Genomic DNA, 21,051 nt, shown 5'->3' on the forward strand with positions numbered 1-21,051 from the left:
AACCATCCTGACATCTGTTTGTCGGGCTGTTACCATGTTGGAAAAAATAAGCACCAGAATTCAAAACGATGCTCTCTTCCCGCCACATGTCTTTACCGATCATCATCAGTCTGCACTGGCTGACCCTGATCTCCACCATCGGTTTTGCCATTCACCACCTGGTCAACAGTGACCAGCCTCGCGCGGGAATGATCGAACTGCTGGCTGCACCGCTGCTCGCCATCTCACTGTGGCAATGCTACCGGCGCGGGGAGGAATCTCGGCCGCTGCTGGTGGGGTACTCGTTGTTGATGATGGTGGCGATCTCGATCTTCACCTACAGCCACGGCCTGCGCGGGCTGTTTTTCGTCTTCCCGGTGGCCGCCGGCCTGTTCTGCATCATGCCATTCAAGTATGCCGGTACCCTGGGGATCCTGTACTCTTTCGTCAGCTTTATGGCCGCCACCCACAGCGTCGAATTAGAATCACTGATCCGATACAGCATCTCGGTGATCATCACCTACAGCTTTATCTGGTTCTATGTGCATGGCCAGATTCGCAGCTACCGCAACCTGCAGCGCTCTCACCTGACCGATCCGCTCACCGGCCTGGACAATCGCCGCGCCATGGAACAGTGGATACAGAATCAACCACCGGCAGCACCACAGCTGTGTATGCTGCAACTGAACATCGATCAATTCAAAGGCATCAACCAACGCTATGGCCGTTCCATCGCCGACCAGGCCCTGACCGAAATCGCCAAGCGGCTAAGACGGTTGCCGTCGATACTCAGCCAGGATGGCTACATCATCGACGGCTCCAGCCTGATTGCCCGTAGCAGTGGTGACGAGTTTATCGTCGGCCTGTATCTGGCACCGAAAGTACGCAACGACACCCTGGCGGACCTGATTCGCCAGCAGGTCGTGGGCATCTACCACATCCAGGAGCATACCCTGGCCATTTCGGTGACCCTGGGGTACTCCCGCCGAGGCAATGAGTCCGCCTCGGAAAAACTGGTGCAGGCCAACAGCGCCACCACCCTGGGCAAACTGGCCCTGCCCGGGCATACCTACTGCTTCAGCGAAGAGATGGCCATCGAGATGAAGCGCGAAGCCCGCATTCAGCAAGGGCTGCGCAAGGCCATGGACGAAGGCGCCTTCGTGCTCAAATTCATGCCCATTCACCAGAGAGACAAACCTTGGTGCACCAGTGCCGAAGCCCTGATTCGATGCACCCATCCGGATCTGGAGGGAATTGGCCCGGACCTGTTCATTCCGGTTGCCGAAAAATACGGCATGATCTACGAGCTCGATCTGTGGGTCATCGAACTCTGTTTTCGACAGATCGGCGCCCTGAAAGAGGAACATCGCAACGACGTTCGCGATCTGAGGGTGGCCATCAACATCTCATCGCTGGAGCTCAATAACCCGAAACTGCCAGCCCAGATCATCATGCTGGCCAACCGCCATGACATTGATCTTAACACTCTGGATCTGGAACTGACCGAAACCGGGCTGGTGAGTCACAAACCCAGCGGGCTGAAGATGCTGACCGAACTGAGGCAGCACGGTATACGCATCATTCTGGACGACTTTGGCACCGGTTATACCGCCTTTAATCAGTTACAACACTACCCCATCGATCGCCTCAAGATTGACCGCAGCTTTGTCAACGAATTGAGCCTCAGTGGTCAGGCCCACACCCGCTCATTGGTGGATGTCATTCTGAGGGTGGCTGAAATCTATGGCATTCCGGTCACTGCCGAGGGGGTAGAAACCCAGGAGCAACTGAACTATCTGGCCCAGCGCGGCTGCCACTCGTTTCAGGGCTACTATTTCAGTCCGCCGGTGGCACTCAACGAACTCATTAGCACCCGCCGCCAGCAGAAGCAGTCCATCGAACACGCCTGCGCTATCGCAAATGCTGTCCCCGATTCAGCTTAATCAACCGATCCAGGATTCGATAACCGTCCATGCGAATGCCGTTGTGCTCGTATTCTGAGGTACGCCAGGCGTTGAGGTTGGCCACCTGCGCCAGGGTCTCTTCACTGTACGCGTACTCCACAAACATGTCGTCGGTGTACACCGCCGCCGCCACCGGCACCGGGTTCACCGCCAACCGGTCAAGATCGTACAGTTCCGGCCAATCGGCCTTAGTAGCAAGCGCCTGAGCCAACGGTTGCAGAGGCCGCAACCGGGAAAATTGCTCAAACATCCAGGGGAAAATCATCTCACCGGTAAAACACAGCGGCTTCCCGGGTTGATAGCAGAATTGCGGCAACCCCTGCCGAACCCGGTGTGCGGCCCAGTCTGAGGCGCGTTGCTGGTTGTAGATGGGTTCATGCAATATCGAAAACAGCGGGTTGGTATCGTAATCCAGCATCTGCATCACCCCATGCAGGAACAGCGGGTTGATGATCTCGCCCGCCGCCGTGGGCAGCAATGCCTGCTCGAGCAGATAATACAGTGCCTCCGGCCCCTCCTCGACACCGAGGTGAAGTCCCAGCAACTGAAATCGTTCCACCGTTAATCGCTCACCATCCGGCAGGCAGACTCGGTGTTGATCCAGGTAGTCGGCGATGCGATCGGCCATCCCCTGCGCCTTGGGAAAACGCCGGAAAAAGGCTCGATTCTTGTCCGCCACCCGTTGAAACGTGGCCTGATACACCTCATCGGCACTGCGCTGCAACGACGGAATGCCGCCGGTTATGTAGGCCTCGGTCAGAGACTCCGGCGCATAAGAGAGATAACGAAGTACGCAGAAACCGCCAAAGCTCTGCCCCAGAATCGTCCAGGGGGCATCCCCTATCAACTGCTGGCGTATCGCTTCCGCATCCCGGACGATGTTGTCGGCCCGATGCTGACTCAGGTAGGCCACCTGCTGAGGCAGGCTCATGCTGGCCAGGGCTTCCGCGTGGATCGGTGTCGACAGGCCGGTGCCGCGCTGATCCAGCAACAGCACCCGGTACTCCTGAAGGGCCCGATCGATCCAGCCACTGCGGGATAGTGGCCGTACCGCGGCAAAACCGGGGCCTCCCTGAAAAAACACCAGGAAAGGCAGACGCTCACTGGCCCGCTCAGGGTCGCACAACTCCCGGGCAAACACCTCCAGGGTCTGCCCCTGAGGCTGGGTATAATCCACAGGCAGTTGAAAGCGGTGTTCTCGGGTTATCAGACCGGCAACCGTGGTATCGCGCATCGTCCATGACTCCAAAATAGACAGGGCGATAATTGTATACAATTATCGCCCTGTACGACACCACTGCCGCAACGGCTCTAGGTGTCCGTTCGCCCCGAGTGCAGTGCCAGTCGGTTACCCTCGCTGTCGAGAATCAAGGCCCGGTAGCCGTGGGGGCCGATCTGGTGTGCCCCCTCGAGCACCGTGCCACCCATCGCCGTAACCTCGTCCAGCGCCTCTCCGAGGCGGCCATCCACGTTCAGGTACAACAACGGCCCTTGCTGGCTGCTGATGCGAACCTCATCCACCACCAGGCAACCGCCATTACCAAACTCATGGGCCAGAACGGCAAACCGAAAACCGTCCTGCTCCTCAAAGCTAACGCCGACGTTCATCACTCGGGAGTAAAACGCCGCGGCCCGATCCAGATCGGCGACCGGAATGTCAAACCACACCGCCCGGTTGTAGGTATTATTAAACTCACTCATCCCTCGCCTCCAAAGCACACTCTCTGTGCGCACGCGCTCCCGGTTGGCCCTCTGGGGCCTTGATTGTCGCTATTGTTCCGGGGACGGCGTCCATCATCCATTAAAACCGGTTACATTGTGTTAAAGCATGGGCAATAATTCCAGCAACTCTTATCACAGTCGCCGGTGAATTAAGTCCGCCACAATAAGCTATTGAAATTCGCTAAACCCACGCCAGCACTGGCTTGGCTCCCCTACCCTGGTCAAACTTACACCAAGCTGACGAGGTAAGACCACATAAAATACCGATAACTAACTGAGTAAATGCACGTTATATTCGAATAATCCATTTGCAGCATGGAACGTAATAACTTCATGAATTAAACAGTTTTTTTATCTATATTAGGGTTAAGGAAGACCAAGGAGATCCGCAATGATCAAGGTGCACCAGGTCAATCTGTACCGAACTCAGGGACGCAGCCAACGGCAGATTTTGGATCACTGCGACCTGGAGGTGGCCTCCGGCGAACGGCTGGCCATCATGGGGGAAAGCGGTGCCGGTAAATCCACGCTGCTGCACCTTATTGCCGGTCTGGAACACCCCGACAGCGGCCACATTCAGGTCGACGGTGACACTTTGGAGGGCCGCACTCCGGCCCAGTTGTGCCAGTACCGCAAACGCATCGGATTGGTGTTTCAGCAATTCAATCTGTTACCCACCCTGACTGTCGCCGACAACGTGTTGTTTCAACACCGCCTCAATGCGCTTAATAACGAACGCGCCGTCAAAGACACCATTGCCGCGCCACTGGGGTTGATGCCGCTGTGGGATCTGTACCCGGATCAATTGTCTGGCGGCGAACAGCAGCGCGTCGCCATCGCCCGCGCCCTGGCTCACCAGCCGACACTGATCCTGGCCGATGAACCCACCGGCAACCTCGATGAGCAAACCGGTGACGAAGTGATGGCGCTGTTTGCCCAGCTCACCCGGCAACTGGGACAAACTCTGGTGATGGTCACCCACTCCAGCCGGGTTGCGGCCACCCTGGAGCGCACCCTTCATCTTCGCCAGGGCCGCTTACATGATTGAATGGCGCTGGGCCCAGCTTACCCTCACCTCCCACTATCGCCGCCACCCCTGGCAGTTGCTGTTTCTGCTGCTGGGCCTGGTGCTCGGCGCCAGCCTGATGGTCGGAGTAGAAACCATCAACCAGGAAGCCAAAGCCCGTTATGCCCTCAGCGAGCAACAGGCCCAGGCCGGCGCCGGCTGGCAGATCGAGCCGAGGCAACGGGAGGGCTATCTGCCTCAGTCCTTGTGGGTGTCACTGCGACGCCAGGGCATCGATGCCAGCCCGGTCCTCAATGCCAAACTGATCGACGCCCAACATCGACCGCTGCTGATCCGCGGCATCGACCCACTGGCGTACCTGGCCCAGTTGGGCACCGGCAACGCCACCGAACCAGAGTCATCCCGAGCTTGGGTTGACCGTCAATTTGCCAACAGCAGAGGCTGGCAGCAAGGGACACAGGTTGAGCTGGACAGCGGCGCTACTATCGGCCCCATTGCCCTGGTGCCGGACCTTGGCCCCTGGATACTGATGGACATCGCCGACGTCGCCAGTCTCACCGGCAGCCAGGACCGCGTCAGCTATCTGACCCTGCCTACTCTGGCGGCAACGACCCGAACCGAGATCCGTCAGCAACTGCCGGCCGACGCCACCCTGAAAGCGCAGGGAGAAGCCACCCAGTTCGGCCAGCTGTCGCAGTCGTTTCACCTCAACCTGACCGCTCTGGCGCTGATGGCCCTGGCGGTATCGCTGTTTCTGGCGTTTAACGCCCTGCGCTTCAGCCTGAGTCAACGGGCCCCGCTTATCGCGCAGTTGCGGAGTCTGGGCGTGAGCCAGCGGGCCATTATGACCGCGGTGATCGTCGAACTGATGCTGGTGGGTGTGCTGGCGGTTCCCATCAGTGCGGTGCTGGGCAGCTACTTCGCCAGCGCCTGGATTCCCCAGGTACAGATGACCCTGGCCTCCCTGTACGGTTTTGAAGACCAGCTCAGCGTCCAAAGCCTGTGGATTCCGCTGCTGCTGTCCGCCTTGGTAACCTTTGGCGCCGTAATGCTGGTGTTGCTATCGCTCTATTTCGACCCCAAGGTGGCCCTGAGCCTTGGCATTCGCACCCGTCAGCGTCAACAGCAGCAGCAGGGACGATGGCTGCTGGGACTGGGGCTGATCTTGCTGTTGGCGCTGGTAGTGTTGGCCCCCCGGGTCAACAGCACCGCTGCCGCCCTGTCCCTGTGTGGGCTGTTGTTATTCGCCGGTGCCGCCATCACCCCATCCTGGTTGCAGGCCTGCTGCCGGGCCGTGGCCACCCTTCCCCTGCCGGGAGTCATGGGGCGGTGGATCATGGCCGATCTCGATGAACAGCAACGGACCACCCGCGTCGCCATGATCGCCATTATGCTGGCGCTGGCCGCGGCCGTCGGCATGCGCATGGTGGTCGGCAGTTTTGAGCTGGCTCTGACCGGTTATCTGAACCAGAGGATCAGCGCCGATCTCTATGTGCGGCCGCCGCCGGGGGAACATTCAGCGTGGTTGCAGCGGCTGAATCAGATGCCCGAGATCACCCGCATTACCCCGTTTCAGCACCAGCGGGCCCGCATCGCCGGCGTGCCTGGCAGCATCGCCAGCCTGGGGGACAGCGGCGAGCACTATGGCCATCTGCCGCTGAAAACTGCCCTGCCCCAGTGGCAGAGCCGACTGTTTGAAGGCGGCTGCCTGGTCAATGAACGCAGCGAGTTAATGGCCGGGCTGACGTTGGGACAGGCCATCAGCATCGACGACAGCGGCCACCCCGAGTTTCAGTGCCAGCTGGTCGGGGTATTTTACGACTACGGCAACCTCAATGCCCAAAGCTTCATCAGTCCGGCCATGATGCAGGCACAACTCGGCGACGTGCCCTTTGCCGGCTACAGCCTCAACGTACAGCAGGGACAGATCGACGCCGTCTATCAACGATTGCTGCAGTGGCTGTCGCCGTCGCAAGTGATTCAACGCAAGAACATTCGCGCCATTGCCACCACCATGTTTCACCAGACCTTTGCCGTGACCACCGCATTGAACGTGCTGACCCTGATGGTGGCGGCGGTGGGATTGTTTGCGGCGCTGTCGTCGGTGGAGCACCACCGCCTTAACCAACTGGCCACCCTGATGGCGTTGGGCGTCAGCCGCACCCAACTGTTGCTGGCCCAGTTGGCACAGCTGCTGATCATCGCGGTGTTTGCGCTGGTGGTCGCCCTGCCCCTGGGCGTCGGTTTGGGCTACCTGTTGCTGCAACTGGTCAACCGGGTCGCCTTTGGCTGGACCATGCCGGTCCACTGGCTGGTTGGCGACTGGCCCGGGCTGCTGGCCAGTCTGTTGCTGGCGTTGGCACTGGCCGCCCTGTGGCCCCTGTGGCGTCTCTCCAACAGCCCGATATCGAAACTACTGAAGGGGGTCACCTGATGAGCCGATCTGTTTTGGGTCTGCTGACCATGGCGCTGTGTGCCTGCCAACCTGACGCATCGCCGCCACCAACAAGCCAAGGCCTTGGCTGGCATCAATCGCTGCATCCGCAACTGCGACAGGTCACGCCGGAATACCGACTGACCTTTCCCCTGGATCACGGTGCCCACCCCGAGTACGGCTTGGAATGGTGGTACCTGACCGCCAACCTGAACGACCCGCAAGGCCAGCCTCTGGGACTGCAATGGACCCTGTTTCGCAGCAAGGTCTCCGCAGACACCGACACCAGCTGGAATGACGGCCAGCTGTGGTTCAGTCACCTGGCCATCGAGTATCAGGGCCGCCATCATGCCATCGAACGTTGGGCCAGGGGCGGCAGTGGCCAGGCCGGAGTTCGCGCTGCTCCTTTCTCGGCCTGGCTGGATCACTGGCAACTGGCCTCGAGCGGCAGCGAATTTCTGCCATTGCAGTTAACTGCCGATAGCCCCATGGGCAAGCTGAGCCTGACCCTGTCTGACAGCCCGCTGGTGCTGCATGGCCGTGACGGTTTCAGTCAGAAAACCCCCAATCCGGATCACGCCTCCCACTATTACAGCCTGCCCCACCTGTCTGCCACCGGGCAGTTCACCCCCAATGAGCAGACCAAGGCGCTGGCGCTCGAGGGCCAGGCCTGGATGGACAGGGAATGGTCCAGTCAGCTGATGGCCAGCGACTATCAGGGCTGGGATTGGCTGTCGCTTCACCTTGAGGATGGACGCGCCTTAATGGTGTTCCGCATGCGCAGCCCGGCACTGGGCGACTACTTTTCCGGTAGTCTTATCGAGGCCGACGGAAGGGTGACCCCGCTCAAGGGAGAGCAGATCCGCTGGAACGCCGATGCCTGGTCGACCCTGGACGGCGTCCGCTATCCGGTGGGCTGGCAACTGAGTCTGCCCGAGCATCAACTCAGCGGCCGCATTGAGACCCGCATGAGCGATCAACGTAACCGGCTGAGCATCCCCTATTGGGAAGGGCCGGTTCAGGCCGACGGTAGCCTGCAGGGCGAAGGATTCATTGAGATGACCGGTTACTGACGGAAACGGCTCTGAACCAGGCTCCAGGGCCGAGTCTGAGTCATGTCGGTCACCAATGCCTCACCACAACTTTGCCTGAGCCGATCCAGCGCCTCGGTCACCCGCGGCGGACGTTTGTCGATTCGATGGCTGTCGGTGGCCAGGTACCAGTAGCCCCCTTTATCCAACAACTCCCAGGCGACCCGCTTCACCGCATCACCGAACTGCCCCACAAATGCGCCAACCGTTCCCTGCAGGTAGGCACCGGTGGCCTTCAGGCTTAGCGCCAACGGCGGATGAGCCATGATCTCACGATTGCGCTCCGGGTGAGCAATCACCGGTAGCACCCCCTGTCCCAGCAACCACCGCAGCAGTTGCTCGGTACCCGCCGGCACATGACTGTAAGGCATCTCCAGCAGCAGCACCCGGCGGCCTTGAGGACAAGTACCCAGGCTAGGCAGAGACTTCCAGGCATCATTAAGCAGCAACTCCGGCGCCATTCTCACCTCCGCCGCCAACGCGATCTGCAACGGGCAGCCGCTGCTATGCAAGGCCTGTTGCAAGGCCTGAAACGGTCCTTTCAAGCTGTCGAGGCTATTGGGGTAACGGCGCAGATGAATGTGGGGCGTCATTACCACATGGGTAATGCCCTCCTCCCAGGCCATGCGCGCCATCTGCAGTGCCTCCTCCATAGTGCGGGCACCGTCATCCACTTCAGGCAGCATGTGACAGTGGAGATCGATCATCCGTTATCGCTCCCGGTACCGTAATAACTTTGATAGCGCTTGTAGGTGGCCAAGTCTTTGGGCACCGCATTGAGCACCACGCCATCGACCCTGGCCTGGGCCGTGAACAACCGAGCCAGTGAACGATTAATGAGGTCACTGCGCACCTTGCCGCACTTAACCACATACAGGGTGGAATCGACCCGGCGCGAGATCACCAGCGCATCACTGACCACATCCACCGGCGCAGTATCGACAATGATTCGGTCAAATTGAGGCTTGAGTTTTTCCAGCATCTGCTTGAACGCCTGCGATGCGATCAACTCCAGAGGGTTGGACACCGGCGTGCCGGCAACCATCACATGCAGTTGGGTATCCGGCACCTGAAACAGGCAATCGGACAGCTTGTGGGTGCCGGTGATCAGGTTCGACAACCCCGGCTGGTAGTTGGGCAGGTTGAGCATGCCCCCCATCACCGGCTTGCGCAGATCGGCCTCGATCAACAGCACCTTTTCCAACTGCGACAGCGCCAGTGAAAAGTTGTACGAGGAGGTGGTTTTGCCCTCTCCCGGCACCGTCGAGGTGATGCACAGGGTGTGAGCTTTGTCTTCGAGGTGCGACAGCAGATAACCGGTTCGCACCGTACGCCAGGCTTCGGAAAAGCTGCTGGCCTCCTTGGTAAAGAAGTGTTCCGGATCCAGCCGCCCCCGGTGTTTCTGCAGCGGAATCACCCCCAGCAACTTGCTGGACAGCTTGCTCTCGACCTGATCCCCGGAGGTGATGGTGTCGGTGATGGCGTTGTGAACCAGGGAGATCAGACAAGCGATGATCATCGACATCGCCAGAGCCCCGACGGCAATGGCTTTCTTGTTGGGTTTAGCGGGGTACAGGGGCGGCGTGGCATAATCGGTAAAACGGGCGTGGGCGGCATTAAAATCGGCCACCGCGCCGGTTTCCTTCATTCGATTGAGGAAGGTTTCATAGATTCGACGGTTGGACTCCACCTCCCGCTGCATCTCCCGGTATTCCACCTCAACCCGGCTCTGTTCCTGATACTTGCCTTTCACCGCAGCCATCTGTTTTTCCAGCGCCTCGGCACTGGCGGCCACGGTCTGATACTCCTGCTCGATGCCACTCACCAGCTTTTTCACCTGGCCACGCATACTGGCACGCACATCCGCCAACTGGGCTTTGGCGGCGATCATCTTGCTGTGTTTGGGGCCATAGCGCTTGGACAACTCCGCCACATTGGCGGCGGCGGTGACCTCAGACTTGCGTACCTCCTGAATCATTCGGTGACCACTGATTTCCGCCAACCCGTCTAAGCTGTCGATGTTATTGCTGCCTTTACGGCGCACCAGATCCAACAGCGACTTGGCCTCTTCCCGCCGCTGACGGGCCAGTGACAATTGCTCAGACAGCTCGGTCATCTCTTTGCTGACCAGGCCAACGGTACCATCGATGTCGAGCAGGCCCTCGCGCTCGCGAAAACTCTGCAGCCGCTCCTCCGATAACCTCAACCCCACCAGCAGCTCATCGAGCCGGGCACTGAGCCACTCCGAGGCTTTGCGGGTTACCGCCAGCTTGGCATCCAGATGGTTTTCGATGTAGATCTCGCCCATGGTGTTGGCCACCTGGGCCGCCAGGTTGGGATCGTGGGCGTAGAAGCCGATGTCCACCAACTGGGTGTTGGCCACCGGGGCCACCACCAGCCGTTTGCGAAACTCATTCAGCAGCAGTATCTGCTGGGTCGCCAGCTTCTGGGCTTCGTCCACCGGCTTAGGCGTCAGATCCATCGGCACCCAATCAAACCAGCCTCTGACCACTTCCATGGGGTCCTGGGCCGGCGCGGTGGGCACATAAGACAGCAGTTTCTGCAGCCAGGGCGCGCGCTCATCCACCACAAACTCCGGGTGACGCACCAAATCCATCCGTTCGATAACCCGCTCCGCCAGTTTGCGGGATTTGATGATCTCAAACTGAGTCTGCAGGTACTCATCCTTGGAGGAGTCCAGGCCATAGACGTCCTCGATGGACACCGCCTTGGCCTGCTCAGATTCGATAAGCAGCCTTGCGCCCGCCAGGTAGGACGGCGACACGGTCAGCAAAATGGCCACCACCACCGAAGTCACCAAGCCGGAAAACAGCAGGATGCGCCATTTGTATCGCCACAGCACATGAAAGTACTGAGCCAGATCGATGTCCTTTTCCTGGGAAAAAGCGTTCTTTTCCATCTGAATCGCCATGTTGGACATTCGGTCTCCACTCAAAAGAAGCTGTCTTTAATCAGGATCGAGTCGTCCGGGTAGACCGTACTGGACATGGTTACCTTTAACGTCGATGCGTTTCGATTGATGGTCATGTCACTTTTAGACGCCCGCTCCGTCAGGCCGCCGGCCAGTGCCACCGCCCGCTCAACGGTCAGCCCCGGTTGATAGGGGTAACCTCCGGGCTTTTTGACCTCGCCATAGATGTAAAAAGGCCGGTACTCGAGAATGCTGACATGAACGCTGGGGTTAATCAGGTAGTCGCCCTTTAAGCCGGTCACCAGCTTGCGTTCCAGCTCCGCCACGCTCAGCCCTTTGACCCGAATCATGCCCAGGTAGGGGTAGTTGATCACCCCGGACTCTCCCAGACGGGTCTCCAGGGTCAGATCCTCCTCACCATAAACATGGATGGAGATCATATCGCCGGAGCTAAGCCGATAATCGGAGCTGGCGGCCACCGCCTGCGTGGCACACAGCAGGCCGATGACCAGCAGCAGGCCTCTACAAAGAGACGCGCATCGATACCAGGAACACGTTTTTGTCATAGGTCACCAGTTGAATGTTGGAGTCCTGCTCGGCGTAACGGTACTCCAGCTCCGTTGACAGCCACCGTCGCCAAACCAGAGTCGCCCCCACCGACGCTTCAAGCCGTTCATCATCACGGTCAATACCAGTATAGCTATCATCCACATAACGAATTCTGGCACTGGTGGAGAAACGCTGGCGCCACTGGTGCTGCCAGTTCACACCATAGGTTTGCTCCTCCACGTAATCACCGAAGGTATCCGGGTCTTTGGCCCGGGCACCCGTTTCAAAGGTGAATTTGGAGTAGGTCCTGGGCAACCAGTCGATGGCCGCCTGCCAGGCCACACCGCTGAAATCTTCGCGGCTGCCGTCATCGAAGTTACGGTCTTCGTAACCGATCTTTACCTCACCGGAGGTCTTGCTGGTGGCATCCCACTTAAAGCCTGCCAGCAGCTGCTGATCGACGCTGTCTCTGGAGGTTTCGCCCACCGCGTTGCGGTCGTAGCCCTTGTCTTCACCATTCCACTCCAGCAACAGCGACGATTTGGCCCCAAGGCGCCAGTACAAGGTGGTCCGGGCTCGTATGGAGTCGTAATCTCTGAACTGAGAGATGGCCTCCAGGTTGGTGTAATCCTTATCATAGAAACCAAGCTCAAAGTCGGCATTGATGGTGGCGCTGGGCACCCCAAAGCCATAGATAATGGACGCATCGTGCAAGTTGAATTCGGCCACCGTATCGAAACTCTCACCTCGCCCTTCGGTGATGCCGGTGCCCCGGGCTTCGTGATCGCGGAAGTAGGTGTAATTGAAATCGATGCGATGGCGGCGGGTAAACTGATGGTTCACATCCACCTTAAACCGATGATCGGTATAGTCGTCTTCACTGCTGTCGAAGTAGTTGCCGTCGGTCAGAAGGTAGCCAATCTTGTAGCCGCTGACCTCGTTGCCCGCATGCACCAGAAACTCCGGCGTGACCTCCCAAAACCAGCTGTCGATGCCAGAGCCCGATGAGTAGGCGGTGTTATCGTCGTAACCGATTCCGGCGCTGAGCTGAGGCGTGAACTTCCAGCCTTTGCCCATCTCCACATTGGCGGGTTGATAGTCATTGGCGGCCGCAGACAGCGACACGCAGGAGGCCCCTGCGATCAACATGGACAGTAGAGTTCTCATTCCCTTCCCCTTCCTTAGTAAGCGTTCGAGCCAGTAAAGCCCTGAAAAACAGTCTTAAAGACAATTTTTATGTCAAACCACACAGACCAGTTACGAATGTAGGCAAGATCAAACTCCAAGCGCTTTTCCATCTTCTCAAGCGTATCGGTTTCACCACGCCAGCCATTAATTTGTGCCCAGCCGGTGATTCCCGGCTTCATGTGATGACGCAACATATAGCCACTGATCAAAGACCGGTATTGTTCGTTATGGGCCACCGCATGGGGCCGAGGCCCCACTACCGACATCTGTCCCTGCAATACATTGAAAAACTGAGGTAACTCATCCAAAGAGGTGCGCCTCAGAAAACCACCAAACCGGGTTACCCGCGGATCGTTTTTGGTGGCCTGAACCACCTTGCCGCCATTCTCCATGGTGCGCATGGTGCGAAACTTCCACACCATGATCTTGCGGCCATCCAGTCCATAACGGTGCTGCTTGAACAGTACCGGCCCGGCAGAGGTCAACTTGATGATCAGCGAGATCAACAGCATCGGTACAGACACCAGAGTCAGGATCGCACAGGACAACACGATGTCCTCCACCCGTTTCACCCACGTGGCCAAGCCGTCCAGCGGCGAGTCGTACACACTCAGGGACTGAACATCGCCCACCTCGTGCCACCGAGCGTGCAGCAGGTTGTAGACAAAGAAGTCCGGGATGATGTGCACCGCTGCGGTACTGTCTCCGCACAGCATCAAAATCTCGGTGATGCGCTCCTCGGCCCGCATCGGCATGGCGATGTACAAAATGTCCACCGCATTGCTGCGCGCCAGCTTAATGGCCTGATCGACACTGCCCAGCAGCGCCGGGCCATGTTCCTCCTCCAGCTCAATCCGCTCCGGTGCCCGGTCATCAAAAAAACCAATCAACCGAATCCCCAGTTGCGGGTTGTCTTCCAGATTGCGGGCCAGTGCTACCCCGGACTTGGTGATTCCCAGGATCGCCGCAGTCTGAGTATTAAAGCCGCGCCGCCGTAGCGAAAAGATCAAGTGGCGACACACCAACCGAAACAGACCAAACACCACAATGCCCAGCACACCCCAAATCAACATGGTCTGCCGGTCGATAACCACTTTGTTGGGCATAAAGTAGGCGCAGATCAGCAGAAACATCGACGCCAACATCCAACTGAGCCAGTTGGTCAGCAACAGCTCTGCCAACCGGGTTGACCGCCAGGAACGATACAGCGCCATGGATTCGGCAAAGAACATAAAGCCGACGGTCGCCAGGATCGCCACCAACATCTCATTGCTGCCCAAATCCTTGCCACTGAACCACAGCGCCACCTGCATGGTGACCTGAACAATGGCGATGTCGGCCAACCGAAACAGCACGGCAAACCCATGAAAGCGGGAATGGACGAATCCTTGCTGTTCCGGTGCTGTCTGCGACATAACCCCTCTTCCACTCATCACTGCTCGACCAGCCTCGGGGCGCATCCCTGCCCCGGCACCGGCCTGTTATGATTGCTTACCTCGGGTTCCGTCCGTGCATTTCGGTTTTCTAAAGCGTAGTTCAAGATTCGACAATCAAACCAACAGATAACGGATAAGAAACAGCAACATTGAAACCGGTCCCGGCCCAAAACCGCCAGCTCCCCCTACCAAAAGCCAAAATGCTGGCTTTTTCATCTTCGCCAATCCAGACGGAAAGAGGGTGTCACTGTTCCTCGCTGTTCTTTGTCTCTACACCTGTAACAACCGCACCAATGCCTGGGTCTGGCGCTGCATCAACGCCTGATTGCCCCGGGCTTCCACATTCAGACGTACCACCGGCTCGGTATTGGAGGAGCGCAAGTTAAAGCGCCACTCGCCATCGCTATCACAAAAGTTCATGCTGATGCCGTCGGTGTGATCGACTTCCCGGGCAAAGGGGGTCAGTTCGGTCACCACCCGCTCAATGGCCTCGCCCGGCGCCGACAAGCGAAAGTTGATCTCGCCGGAGGAGGGAAAGGCGGCGATGCGCTCCGCCACCATCTGCGACAGAGGCTGACCGGTCATCCCCATCAACTCGGCCACCAGCAACCAGGGAATCATGCCGCTGTCGCAATAGCCAAAGTCTCGAAAATAGTGATGCGCGCTCATCTCGCCACCGTAGATGGCGTCCTCTTTGCGCATCCGCTCCTTGATAAACGCATGGCCGGTCTTCGACATCACCGGTTGACCTTGCGCTCCCTGAACAATCTGTTGGGTATTCCAGATGAGCCGAGGATCGTGAATCACCTTGGCACCGGGGTGCTTATCCAAAAACGCCTGGGCCAGCAGGCCAACGATGTAATAGCCTTCGATAAACTCCCCACGCTCATCGAACAGGAAGCAGCGATCAAAATCGCCGTCCCAGGCAATGCCCATGTCGGCCTGATGCTCAATCACCGCCTGACGGGTATCGGCGCGGCATTCCGGCAGCAGGGGATTGGGGATGCCATTGGGAAAACGGCCATCGGGCTGGTGGTGAATCTTAATGAACTCCACCGCTACCCCCTGCCTGTTCAATACCTGCTCGATGGCATCGATGACATGACCGGCGGCGCCGTTGCCAGCATTCACCACCAGTTTCAATGGCGGTAGCTTGGCGGGTTCGATGTAGGTCATCAGGTGCTGAACGTACTCTGGCAACAGGTTGCGGTAGTGGTACTGGCCCTGAGTGTCGGCCGACGGCGGGTCAAACTGATTGCGCTCCGCCAGCTCACGGATGGCATTAAGACCGGAGTCACCGGAAATCGGTTTACTCTCCTCCCGCACCAGCTTCATACCATTAAAATCAATGGGATTATGAGAGGCGGTCACTTCGATGCCACCATCGACCTGCAGGTAACGGGTGGCGAAATAGATCTCCTCGGTGCCCACCATGCCGATGTCGATGACATCGACGCCGCTGTCCATCAGGCCTCGCGCCAGCGCTTGTTTAAGCCCCTCTGACGTGGGCCGAATGTCGGCCCCCACCACCACACAACTCGGTTTCAGAAACTCGGCAAAAGCGCGGCCAATTCGATACGCCACCGCGTCATTGAGTTCGGTGCCCAACTGGCCACGAATGTCGTAGGATTTAAAACAGGTTAAGCTTTCCATCATCATGCCCGTCCATATTTATCATCGAAGCGAACGATATCGTCCTCGCCCAGGTAGGTACCCGACTGCACCTCAATCAGTTCCAGCGGCACCATGCCGGGGTTTTCCAGCGCATGCACCACCCCGATGGGAATGTAGGTGGACTCGTTTTCGGTAACAAAAAACGTGCGCTCGCCATTGGTCACCTTGGCAGTACCGGACACCACCACCCAATGCTCGGCGCGATGGTGATGCATCTGCACACTGAGCTTAGCGCCGGGTTTTACCGTGATGTGTTTGACCTGATAACGCTGACCAAAATCGATGGAGTCGTAATAGCCCCAGGGCCGATACACCTTGCGATGCACCTGAACTTCCGAACGCTCATCCCCTTTCAATTTCTCGACAATGTGCTTCACCTCCTGCGCGCGGCCGCGCTCGGCCACTAACACCACATCCTGGGTATCCACAATCACCATGTCATCCAGCCCCACCGTGGCAATCAGCCGGTCTTCGCCCTGAATCAAACAGTTGTGAGTGTCATGGGTCACGGCGTCGGCGCGAATGGCGTTGCCGTTATGATCTTTGTCCCCCACTTGCCACAATGCCGACCAGGAGCCGATGTCATCCCAGCCGGCATCCAGCGCCATCACCACCGCATCGTCGGTGTGCTCCATTACCGCATAGTCGATGGACTCATCCGGGCAGTCGATAAACGCCTGTTCATCCACCCTGACAAAATCCAGATCCTGGCTGACGTCCGCCACCGCCTGGCGGCAGATCTGCACCATCTCAGGCCGGTGGCGTTGCAACTCCTGCAGATAGCGACTGGCGCGAAACAGAAACATGCCGCTGTTCCAGTAGTACTGACCCGAGTCCAGGTACCGCTGGGCAGTGTCGGAATTGGGTTTTTCCACAAACTCACTGACCTCAAAGCCGCTTCCGCTGGCCGGGCCGCGACGAATGTAGCCGTAGCCGGTATGAGGACAATGGGGCACCACCCCAAAGGTCACCAGCTTACCGGCCTCAGCCAGAGGCACCGCCGCCGACAACACCGTCACAAAGGCCTGTGGGTCTTCGATGACGTGATCCGCCGCCAGCAGCAACAGCAGCGGATCCTCTTCATCCTGGGTCAACAAGGCCGCCAACGCCGCCGCCGGGGCGGTATTGCGCCCCACCGGCTCCAGCACAATCTGCGCATTGACCTCCAGGGCGCGCATCTGTTCGGCGACGATAAAGCGATGGTCCTCGTTGCAGATCACCACCGGATCGGTGGTGTCGACGCCATCAAGACGCCTAGCCGTGTCCTGCAACATGGAGTGTTTACTGGAAAGAGGTAAGAATTGTTTTGGAAACAAGGTCCTGGAGAGAGGCCACAAACGAGTACCTGAACCACCTGCGAGAATAACCGGGACAATGCTGACCATAGTGATTTCCATCCTGAGAAGCCGCGGCTTGCGGTGCGCCCCGGGCAATTCAAAACCTAAAGAATAGCAGCACATAGAAAAGCCGAAGGTGTCATTGGCATTTTGCGGAGCAAGATAGAGCATCAGGGTCTAAGCTAAAAAATCAGACATTTGGATTCGCACAGGGTTACATCACCCTGATCGGGGTTGTTGAGGGGCGGCAGTTGAAAACACAGGTGATCGTTTCCACTGTTGATCAAGGGATACTCAGTGCGTTTAACTTTGCCCTGAATCTGGCTCTGATTAAGCTGTGGCAACCGGCCGAGTTTGGGGTCTACTCCATTGTCTTTATGCTCAGCTATGTGCTCATCAGCCTGCAAAATGCGCTGATCAATACCCCCTACTCGGTGCTGGTGCCAGCCTCCGACAACCCGGATCACCTGCGCAGTACCCTGTCTCTGAGTAATGGCCTGTTCCTCTTCATCCTGACCCTGATCTGCTATGCCCTATTGCATCTCCCCCTATTGCAACAGGACTTTTCCGGCAACCTCGCCATTACCACCTTCTTCGCGATTCGACTGCTGAGGGAGTTTCTTCGATGCCGCTGGTCATCAGAATTGATCCTGATGCCAGTGTTGGTGGCGGATCTGCTGTTCGTGGTGTTTTTTCTTGTGCTGATGGGGATCTGGCAGTCGCAACACCCGCTGCACCAGTTCTCGCTGGAGCACCTGCTGTGGTTTCTGAGCCTGAGCCAACTGTTGGGAATGGTCTATCTGCTTAAGCAGGAGTTTCCGCTGTTTACCCTGACCCGCTGGTCGGCGCTGCCTCGCCACTATGCGCCGATCTGGGATCAGTCCCGCTGGTCACTGGTGGGCGTCATCACCACCGAACTGCAAAACCGAGGCTACATCTTCATTGTCGGCCTGGCCTTTGGCCCCACGGTTGTCGGTTTCATTCAGGCCGGCCGAGTGTTTTTCGGGCCACTGAACATCATCACTTCGGCCTGGACCCGCATCGCCAAACCGACACTGGCCAAGTTGCATGCCCAGGGAAAAAGGCAGCAATTCCAAACGCTCACCAACCAAGGCGCCCTGGGGTTTTTGCTGTTCAACCTGGTGTTTGGCGTGCTGCTGTGGCTGACGTGGCCCTGGTTGCAGCCACAACTGTTCGGTGACCAGTATGCCGGCATTGGCTTCGTGGTCGCCCAATGGGCCATCGCCACCTTGTTGTTTCATCTGCGCTCCACCTACAGCGCCGCCATTCAGGCACAGAACCGCTTTAAGCCATTGGCCATGGCCACCATCTGGGGCGCATCGCTATCGCTGGGAATCCTGACCATTCTGGCTCTGGCACAGGCCTCTAACTGGGTCATCTTCACGGTGATCTTTGGCGAAATCGTCGCCTTTGGCTACATTCTGCTGCTATTTGCCCCTCAGCTTCAGCCTCGCTGGCTGCCGGAGCGCCGATGATACTACGGCGGCTATTGAACTGGCTGGTGGCAGACGACACCCGGCACTACACCATCAACAACCTGGTGGCCATCGTCATCATCACCTTGGTGTGCGCCTCCAGCTTCGATGTGCTGTCACCCAACATGGAAGCAGCCACACACCTGGTGGACATGGAGGTAAAAGATCATGCCGCCAGCACCTCTTCCGGCAATCTGATCAACCAACTGTTCTGGGTGGCGATGATCGGCCTGGCCGGCTACACCATCCTGCGGGATCCTCAACGGGCCAAGCGCATCGTCGTCGCCCAGTGGCCGCTGGTGATCATCTGCCTGCTGGCCTTTGCCAGTGTTACCTGGGCACTGGCGCCCAACATCGCATTTCGTCGCTCGGTGATGCTGGTGTTCGTCATCGGTTCGGTGTTTGCCGGCGTCAGTTACCTGCGCCGCCCGGAGCAACTGCTGCTGCTGCTGTATCGCATCTGCACCCTGGCACTGGCGTTTAACCTGATGGCCCTGGTGCTGGGCAATTTTGATAAAGACGGCTTCTTTTACGGCATTCATGGCAACAAGAACGTTCTCGGAGCCATTGCCCTGCTGGCGATACTGTTTGGCGTCGCCTCCCGTAAGTTGTTCACCACCCAGATCAATCGATTCTATAACGGCGTTTATCTGGGGCTGTGGTTGCTGCTGCTGCTCATCTCGGTCTCCAAGACCTCCATTGCCCTGTTGTTCGTCGTACCGGCACTGGTGTTCGGCGTACAGGTAATTGCCACCAACACTCGGCTCAATGTCGGCATGCTGATGCTGCTGGCCTTCACGCTGCTAACCCTGGCCATCTATATTGTCCTGAGTCTTTACAACTGGCACATCAAAGAGTTTTTCGCCCAGTTCATGTCCGATCCCGGGCTTACCGGCCGCGACTACATCTGGGCCTTCATGCTGGATCGCATCGACACCCGCTGGTTACTGGGCCATGGCTATGGCTCATTCTGGGGGATTGGTCAGCAGTCCCCCAATGTGGTCTATGGCAGAAGTTATCTGACCCTGCTCAATCAGGGCCACAATGGCTACCTGGACCTGCTGGCGAAACTGGGGGTCATAGGGATGGCCATCTATCTGCTGGTGCTGGTGCAGTTCGCCCGCCAGTCCGGTCAGATTCAATCCACTCATCCGCTGCTTTTTTTCCTGTTTTGGATCCTGCTGGTGATTACCTTGTTCCATAATATTACCGAGAGCAGCTTAATGAGGGGCAGCCACTCCATGTGGATCATTCAACTGTTGGTGCTGACCTCGGTCGCCCGCATCTGCGCCGATAGGAGACTGCAATGACCACCTCGATCACCGTCTGCCTGTGCACCTATCGCCGCCCCCACCTGGCCGAGACCCTGAACAGCCTGCAGCAACAACAGTTGCCGGACGACGTTCATCTGTCCATCTCCATCGCCGACAACGACCTGCTGGAGTCCGGCAGGGCGTTGGTGGAGGCGTTCCAGCAACACTCCGATCTGCAAGTGTCCTATGCCGTCCAGCCGCAAAAGAACATCTCCATGGCCAGGAATACCTCGGTAGCCAATGCCCGCGGCCAATGGTTGGCGTTCATTGATGACGATGAGAAGGCCAGCCCAACCTGGCTGGCAACCCTGCTGGCCTGTGCCCGCCAATTCGATGCCGACGCGGTCATGGGTCAGGTGGATACCCGCTACCCGGAGCAGACACCGGAGTGGATTTCCGCCGGCAACTATTTCAGTAAGTCGCTGCCGCCGACCGGCACTCACATGGATGTCGGGTCCACCTGCAATGCCCTGGTGAAACGATCGGTGTTGCCGCACCCAAGCGCCCCCTTTGATGTCAGCCGCGGCACCCTGGGGGGCGAGGACACCACCCTGTTCCATGACATTCATGCTCGGGGCGGCGTCATTGTCTCCTGTCGCGAAGCAGTGGTCAGCGAGTTGGTGGAGCCGCAGCGACTCAATCGCCACTACCTGCTGCAAAAGGCCACTCGCATCGGCGAGACCTATGCCGCCATTTTCTTTACCCCATTGTCTCCAGCGGGGAAAACGGTGCAATTTCTCAAGGCTTTCGCGCAAACCGTGATTGCGGCGTTCGGCGCAGTATTGCTACGCCCCATCGGCAAGAAACACAGCTTTCGCTACGTCATGAGAATGATGTCCAACTGGGGCAAAGTCCGATATTTCTTCAATACTCCACCGGTGGAGTTGTATAAGTAGGGGAGTTTTCGCA

The 21,051-nt window shown here is 58.1% G+C and carries 16 protein-coding genes; 7 read left to right on the forward strand and 9 right to left on the reverse strand.

Features of this window, described 5'->3' with window-relative positions; all coding sequences use genetic code 11:
• The first annotated feature begins 86 nt into the window (after positions 1-86).
• On the forward strand, positions 87-1,922 hold the full coding sequence (locus tag J8Z22_RS13510; RefSeq protein WP_252006773.1) for a bifunctional diguanylate cyclase/phosphodiesterase: 1,836 nt from the start codon (positions 87-89) through the stop codon (positions 1,920-1,922).
• On the opposite strand, the gene J8Z22_RS13515 is transcribed toward J8Z22_RS13510, so the two are convergent.
• The gene (locus J8Z22_RS13515; protein WP_252006774.1) at positions 1,891-3,177 is read right to left on the reverse strand and encodes an alpha/beta fold hydrolase; all 1,287 of its coding nucleotides are present in this window, start codon (positions 3,175-3,177) and stop codon (positions 1,891-1,893) included. The genes J8Z22_RS13510 and J8Z22_RS13515 overlap by 32 nt on opposite strands.
• A gap of 77 nt (positions 3,178-3,254) precedes the next feature.
• A complete protein-coding gene (locus tag J8Z22_RS13520; protein ID WP_028111743.1) occupies positions 3,255-3,644 on the reverse strand; it encodes a VOC family protein in 390 nt (129 codons plus the stop codon).
• Between the two features lie 412 nt (positions 3,645-4,056).
• On the opposite strand from J8Z22_RS13520, the gene J8Z22_RS13525 reads away from it, so the two are divergent.
• Genes J8Z22_RS13525 through J8Z22_RS13535 form a run of 3 tightly spaced genes read left to right on the forward strand, consistent with a single transcriptional unit; the run spans position 4,057 to position 8,199 of the window.
• Positions 4,057-4,713 carry an ABC transporter ATP-binding protein gene (locus tag J8Z22_RS13525; protein WP_252006775.1) on the forward strand — a complete coding sequence of 219 codons (657 nt, stop codon included), beginning with the start codon at positions 4,057-4,059 and terminating at the stop codon, positions 4,711-4,713.
• Complete coding sequence (locus J8Z22_RS13530; RefSeq protein WP_252006776.1) at positions 4,706-7,126, forward strand: ABC transporter permease; 2,421 nt, start codon at positions 4,706-4,708, stop codon at positions 7,124-7,126. The genes J8Z22_RS13525 and J8Z22_RS13530 overlap by 8 nt, the downstream gene beginning before the upstream one ends.
• Positions 7,126-8,199 (forward strand): lipocalin-like domain-containing protein, encoded by a 1,074-nt coding sequence (locus J8Z22_RS13535; RefSeq protein WP_252006777.1) that lies wholly within the window; start codon positions 7,126-7,128, stop codon positions 8,197-8,199. Before J8Z22_RS13530 ends, J8Z22_RS13535 begins: the two co-directional genes overlap by 1 nt.
• Here J8Z22_RS13535 and J8Z22_RS13540 read toward each other — a convergent pair.
• The 7 genes from J8Z22_RS13540 to J8Z22_RS13570 all read right to left on the reverse strand — a co-directional run bounded on the left by J8Z22_RS13540 (position 8,193) and on the right by J8Z22_RS13570 (position 17,381).
• The gene (locus J8Z22_RS13540; RefSeq protein ID WP_028111739.1) at positions 8,193-8,924 is read right to left on the reverse strand and encodes a tyrosine-protein phosphatase; all 732 of its coding nucleotides are present in this window, start codon (positions 8,922-8,924) and stop codon (positions 8,193-8,195) included. The genes J8Z22_RS13535 and J8Z22_RS13540 overlap by 7 nt on opposite strands.
• Positions 8,921-11,158 (reverse strand): polysaccharide biosynthesis tyrosine autokinase, encoded by a 2,238-nt coding sequence (locus tag J8Z22_RS13545; RefSeq protein WP_252006778.1) that lies wholly within the window; start codon positions 11,156-11,158, stop codon positions 8,921-8,923. Before J8Z22_RS13545 ends, J8Z22_RS13540 begins: the two co-directional genes overlap by 4 nt.
• Before the next feature lie 11 nt (positions 11,159-11,169).
• Positions 11,170-11,715, reverse strand: coding sequence for a polysaccharide biosynthesis/export family protein (locus tag J8Z22_RS13550; protein ID WP_252006779.1), 546 nt, complete (start codon positions 11,713-11,715; stop codon positions 11,170-11,172).
• Positions 11,672-12,865, reverse strand: coding sequence for an outer membrane beta-barrel protein (locus tag J8Z22_RS13555; protein WP_252006780.1), 1,194 nt, complete (start codon positions 12,863-12,865; stop codon positions 11,672-11,674). Before J8Z22_RS13555 ends, J8Z22_RS13550 begins: the two co-directional genes overlap by 44 nt.
• 14 nt (positions 12,866-12,879) lie before the next feature.
• On the reverse strand, positions 12,880-14,301 hold the full coding sequence (locus tag J8Z22_RS13560; protein ID WP_252006781.1) for an undecaprenyl-phosphate glucose phosphotransferase: 1,422 nt from the start codon (positions 14,299-14,301) through the stop codon (positions 12,880-12,882).
• A gap of 291 nt (positions 14,302-14,592) precedes the next feature.
• Positions 14,593-15,975 carry a phosphomannomutase CpsG gene (locus J8Z22_RS13565; RefSeq protein ID WP_252010481.1) on the reverse strand — a complete coding sequence of 461 codons (1,383 nt, stop codon included), beginning with the start codon at positions 15,973-15,975 and terminating at the stop codon, positions 14,593-14,595.
• 2 nt (positions 15,976-15,977) lie between these two features.
• Positions 15,978-17,381, reverse strand: coding sequence for a mannose-1-phosphate guanylyltransferase/mannose-6-phosphate isomerase (locus J8Z22_RS13570; RefSeq protein WP_371877972.1), 1,404 nt, complete (start codon positions 17,379-17,381; stop codon positions 15,978-15,980).
• A 203-nt stretch (positions 17,382-17,584) separates the two neighbouring features.
• Here J8Z22_RS13570 and J8Z22_RS13575 point away from each other — a divergent pair, with 203 nt between their 5' ends.
• The 3 genes from J8Z22_RS13575 to J8Z22_RS13585 are packed head-to-tail and all read left to right on the forward strand — an operon-like array spanning position 17,585 to position 21,038.
• Entirely contained in the window at positions 17,585-18,829 is a 1,245-nt protein-coding gene (locus J8Z22_RS13575) for a lipopolysaccharide biosynthesis protein (RefSeq protein WP_252006783.1), read from the forward strand.
• Positions 18,826-20,139 (forward strand): O-antigen ligase, encoded by a 1,314-nt coding sequence (locus tag J8Z22_RS13580; RefSeq protein WP_252006784.1) that lies wholly within the window; start codon positions 18,826-18,828, stop codon positions 20,137-20,139. The genes J8Z22_RS13575 and J8Z22_RS13580 overlap by 4 nt, the downstream gene beginning before the upstream one ends.
• The gene (locus J8Z22_RS13585; RefSeq protein ID WP_252006785.1) at positions 20,136-21,038 is read left to right on the forward strand and encodes a glycosyltransferase family 2 protein; all 903 of its coding nucleotides are present in this window, start codon (positions 20,136-20,138) and stop codon (positions 21,036-21,038) included. The genes J8Z22_RS13580 and J8Z22_RS13585 overlap by 4 nt, the downstream gene beginning before the upstream one ends.
• Positions 21,039-21,051: the final 13 nt, after the last annotated feature.

Source organism: Ferrimonas sp. SCSIO 43195 (genome assembly GCF_023716685.1).
Taxonomy (GTDB): domain Bacteria; phylum Pseudomonadota; class Gammaproteobacteria; order Enterobacterales; family Shewanellaceae; genus Ferrimonas; species Ferrimonas kyonanensis.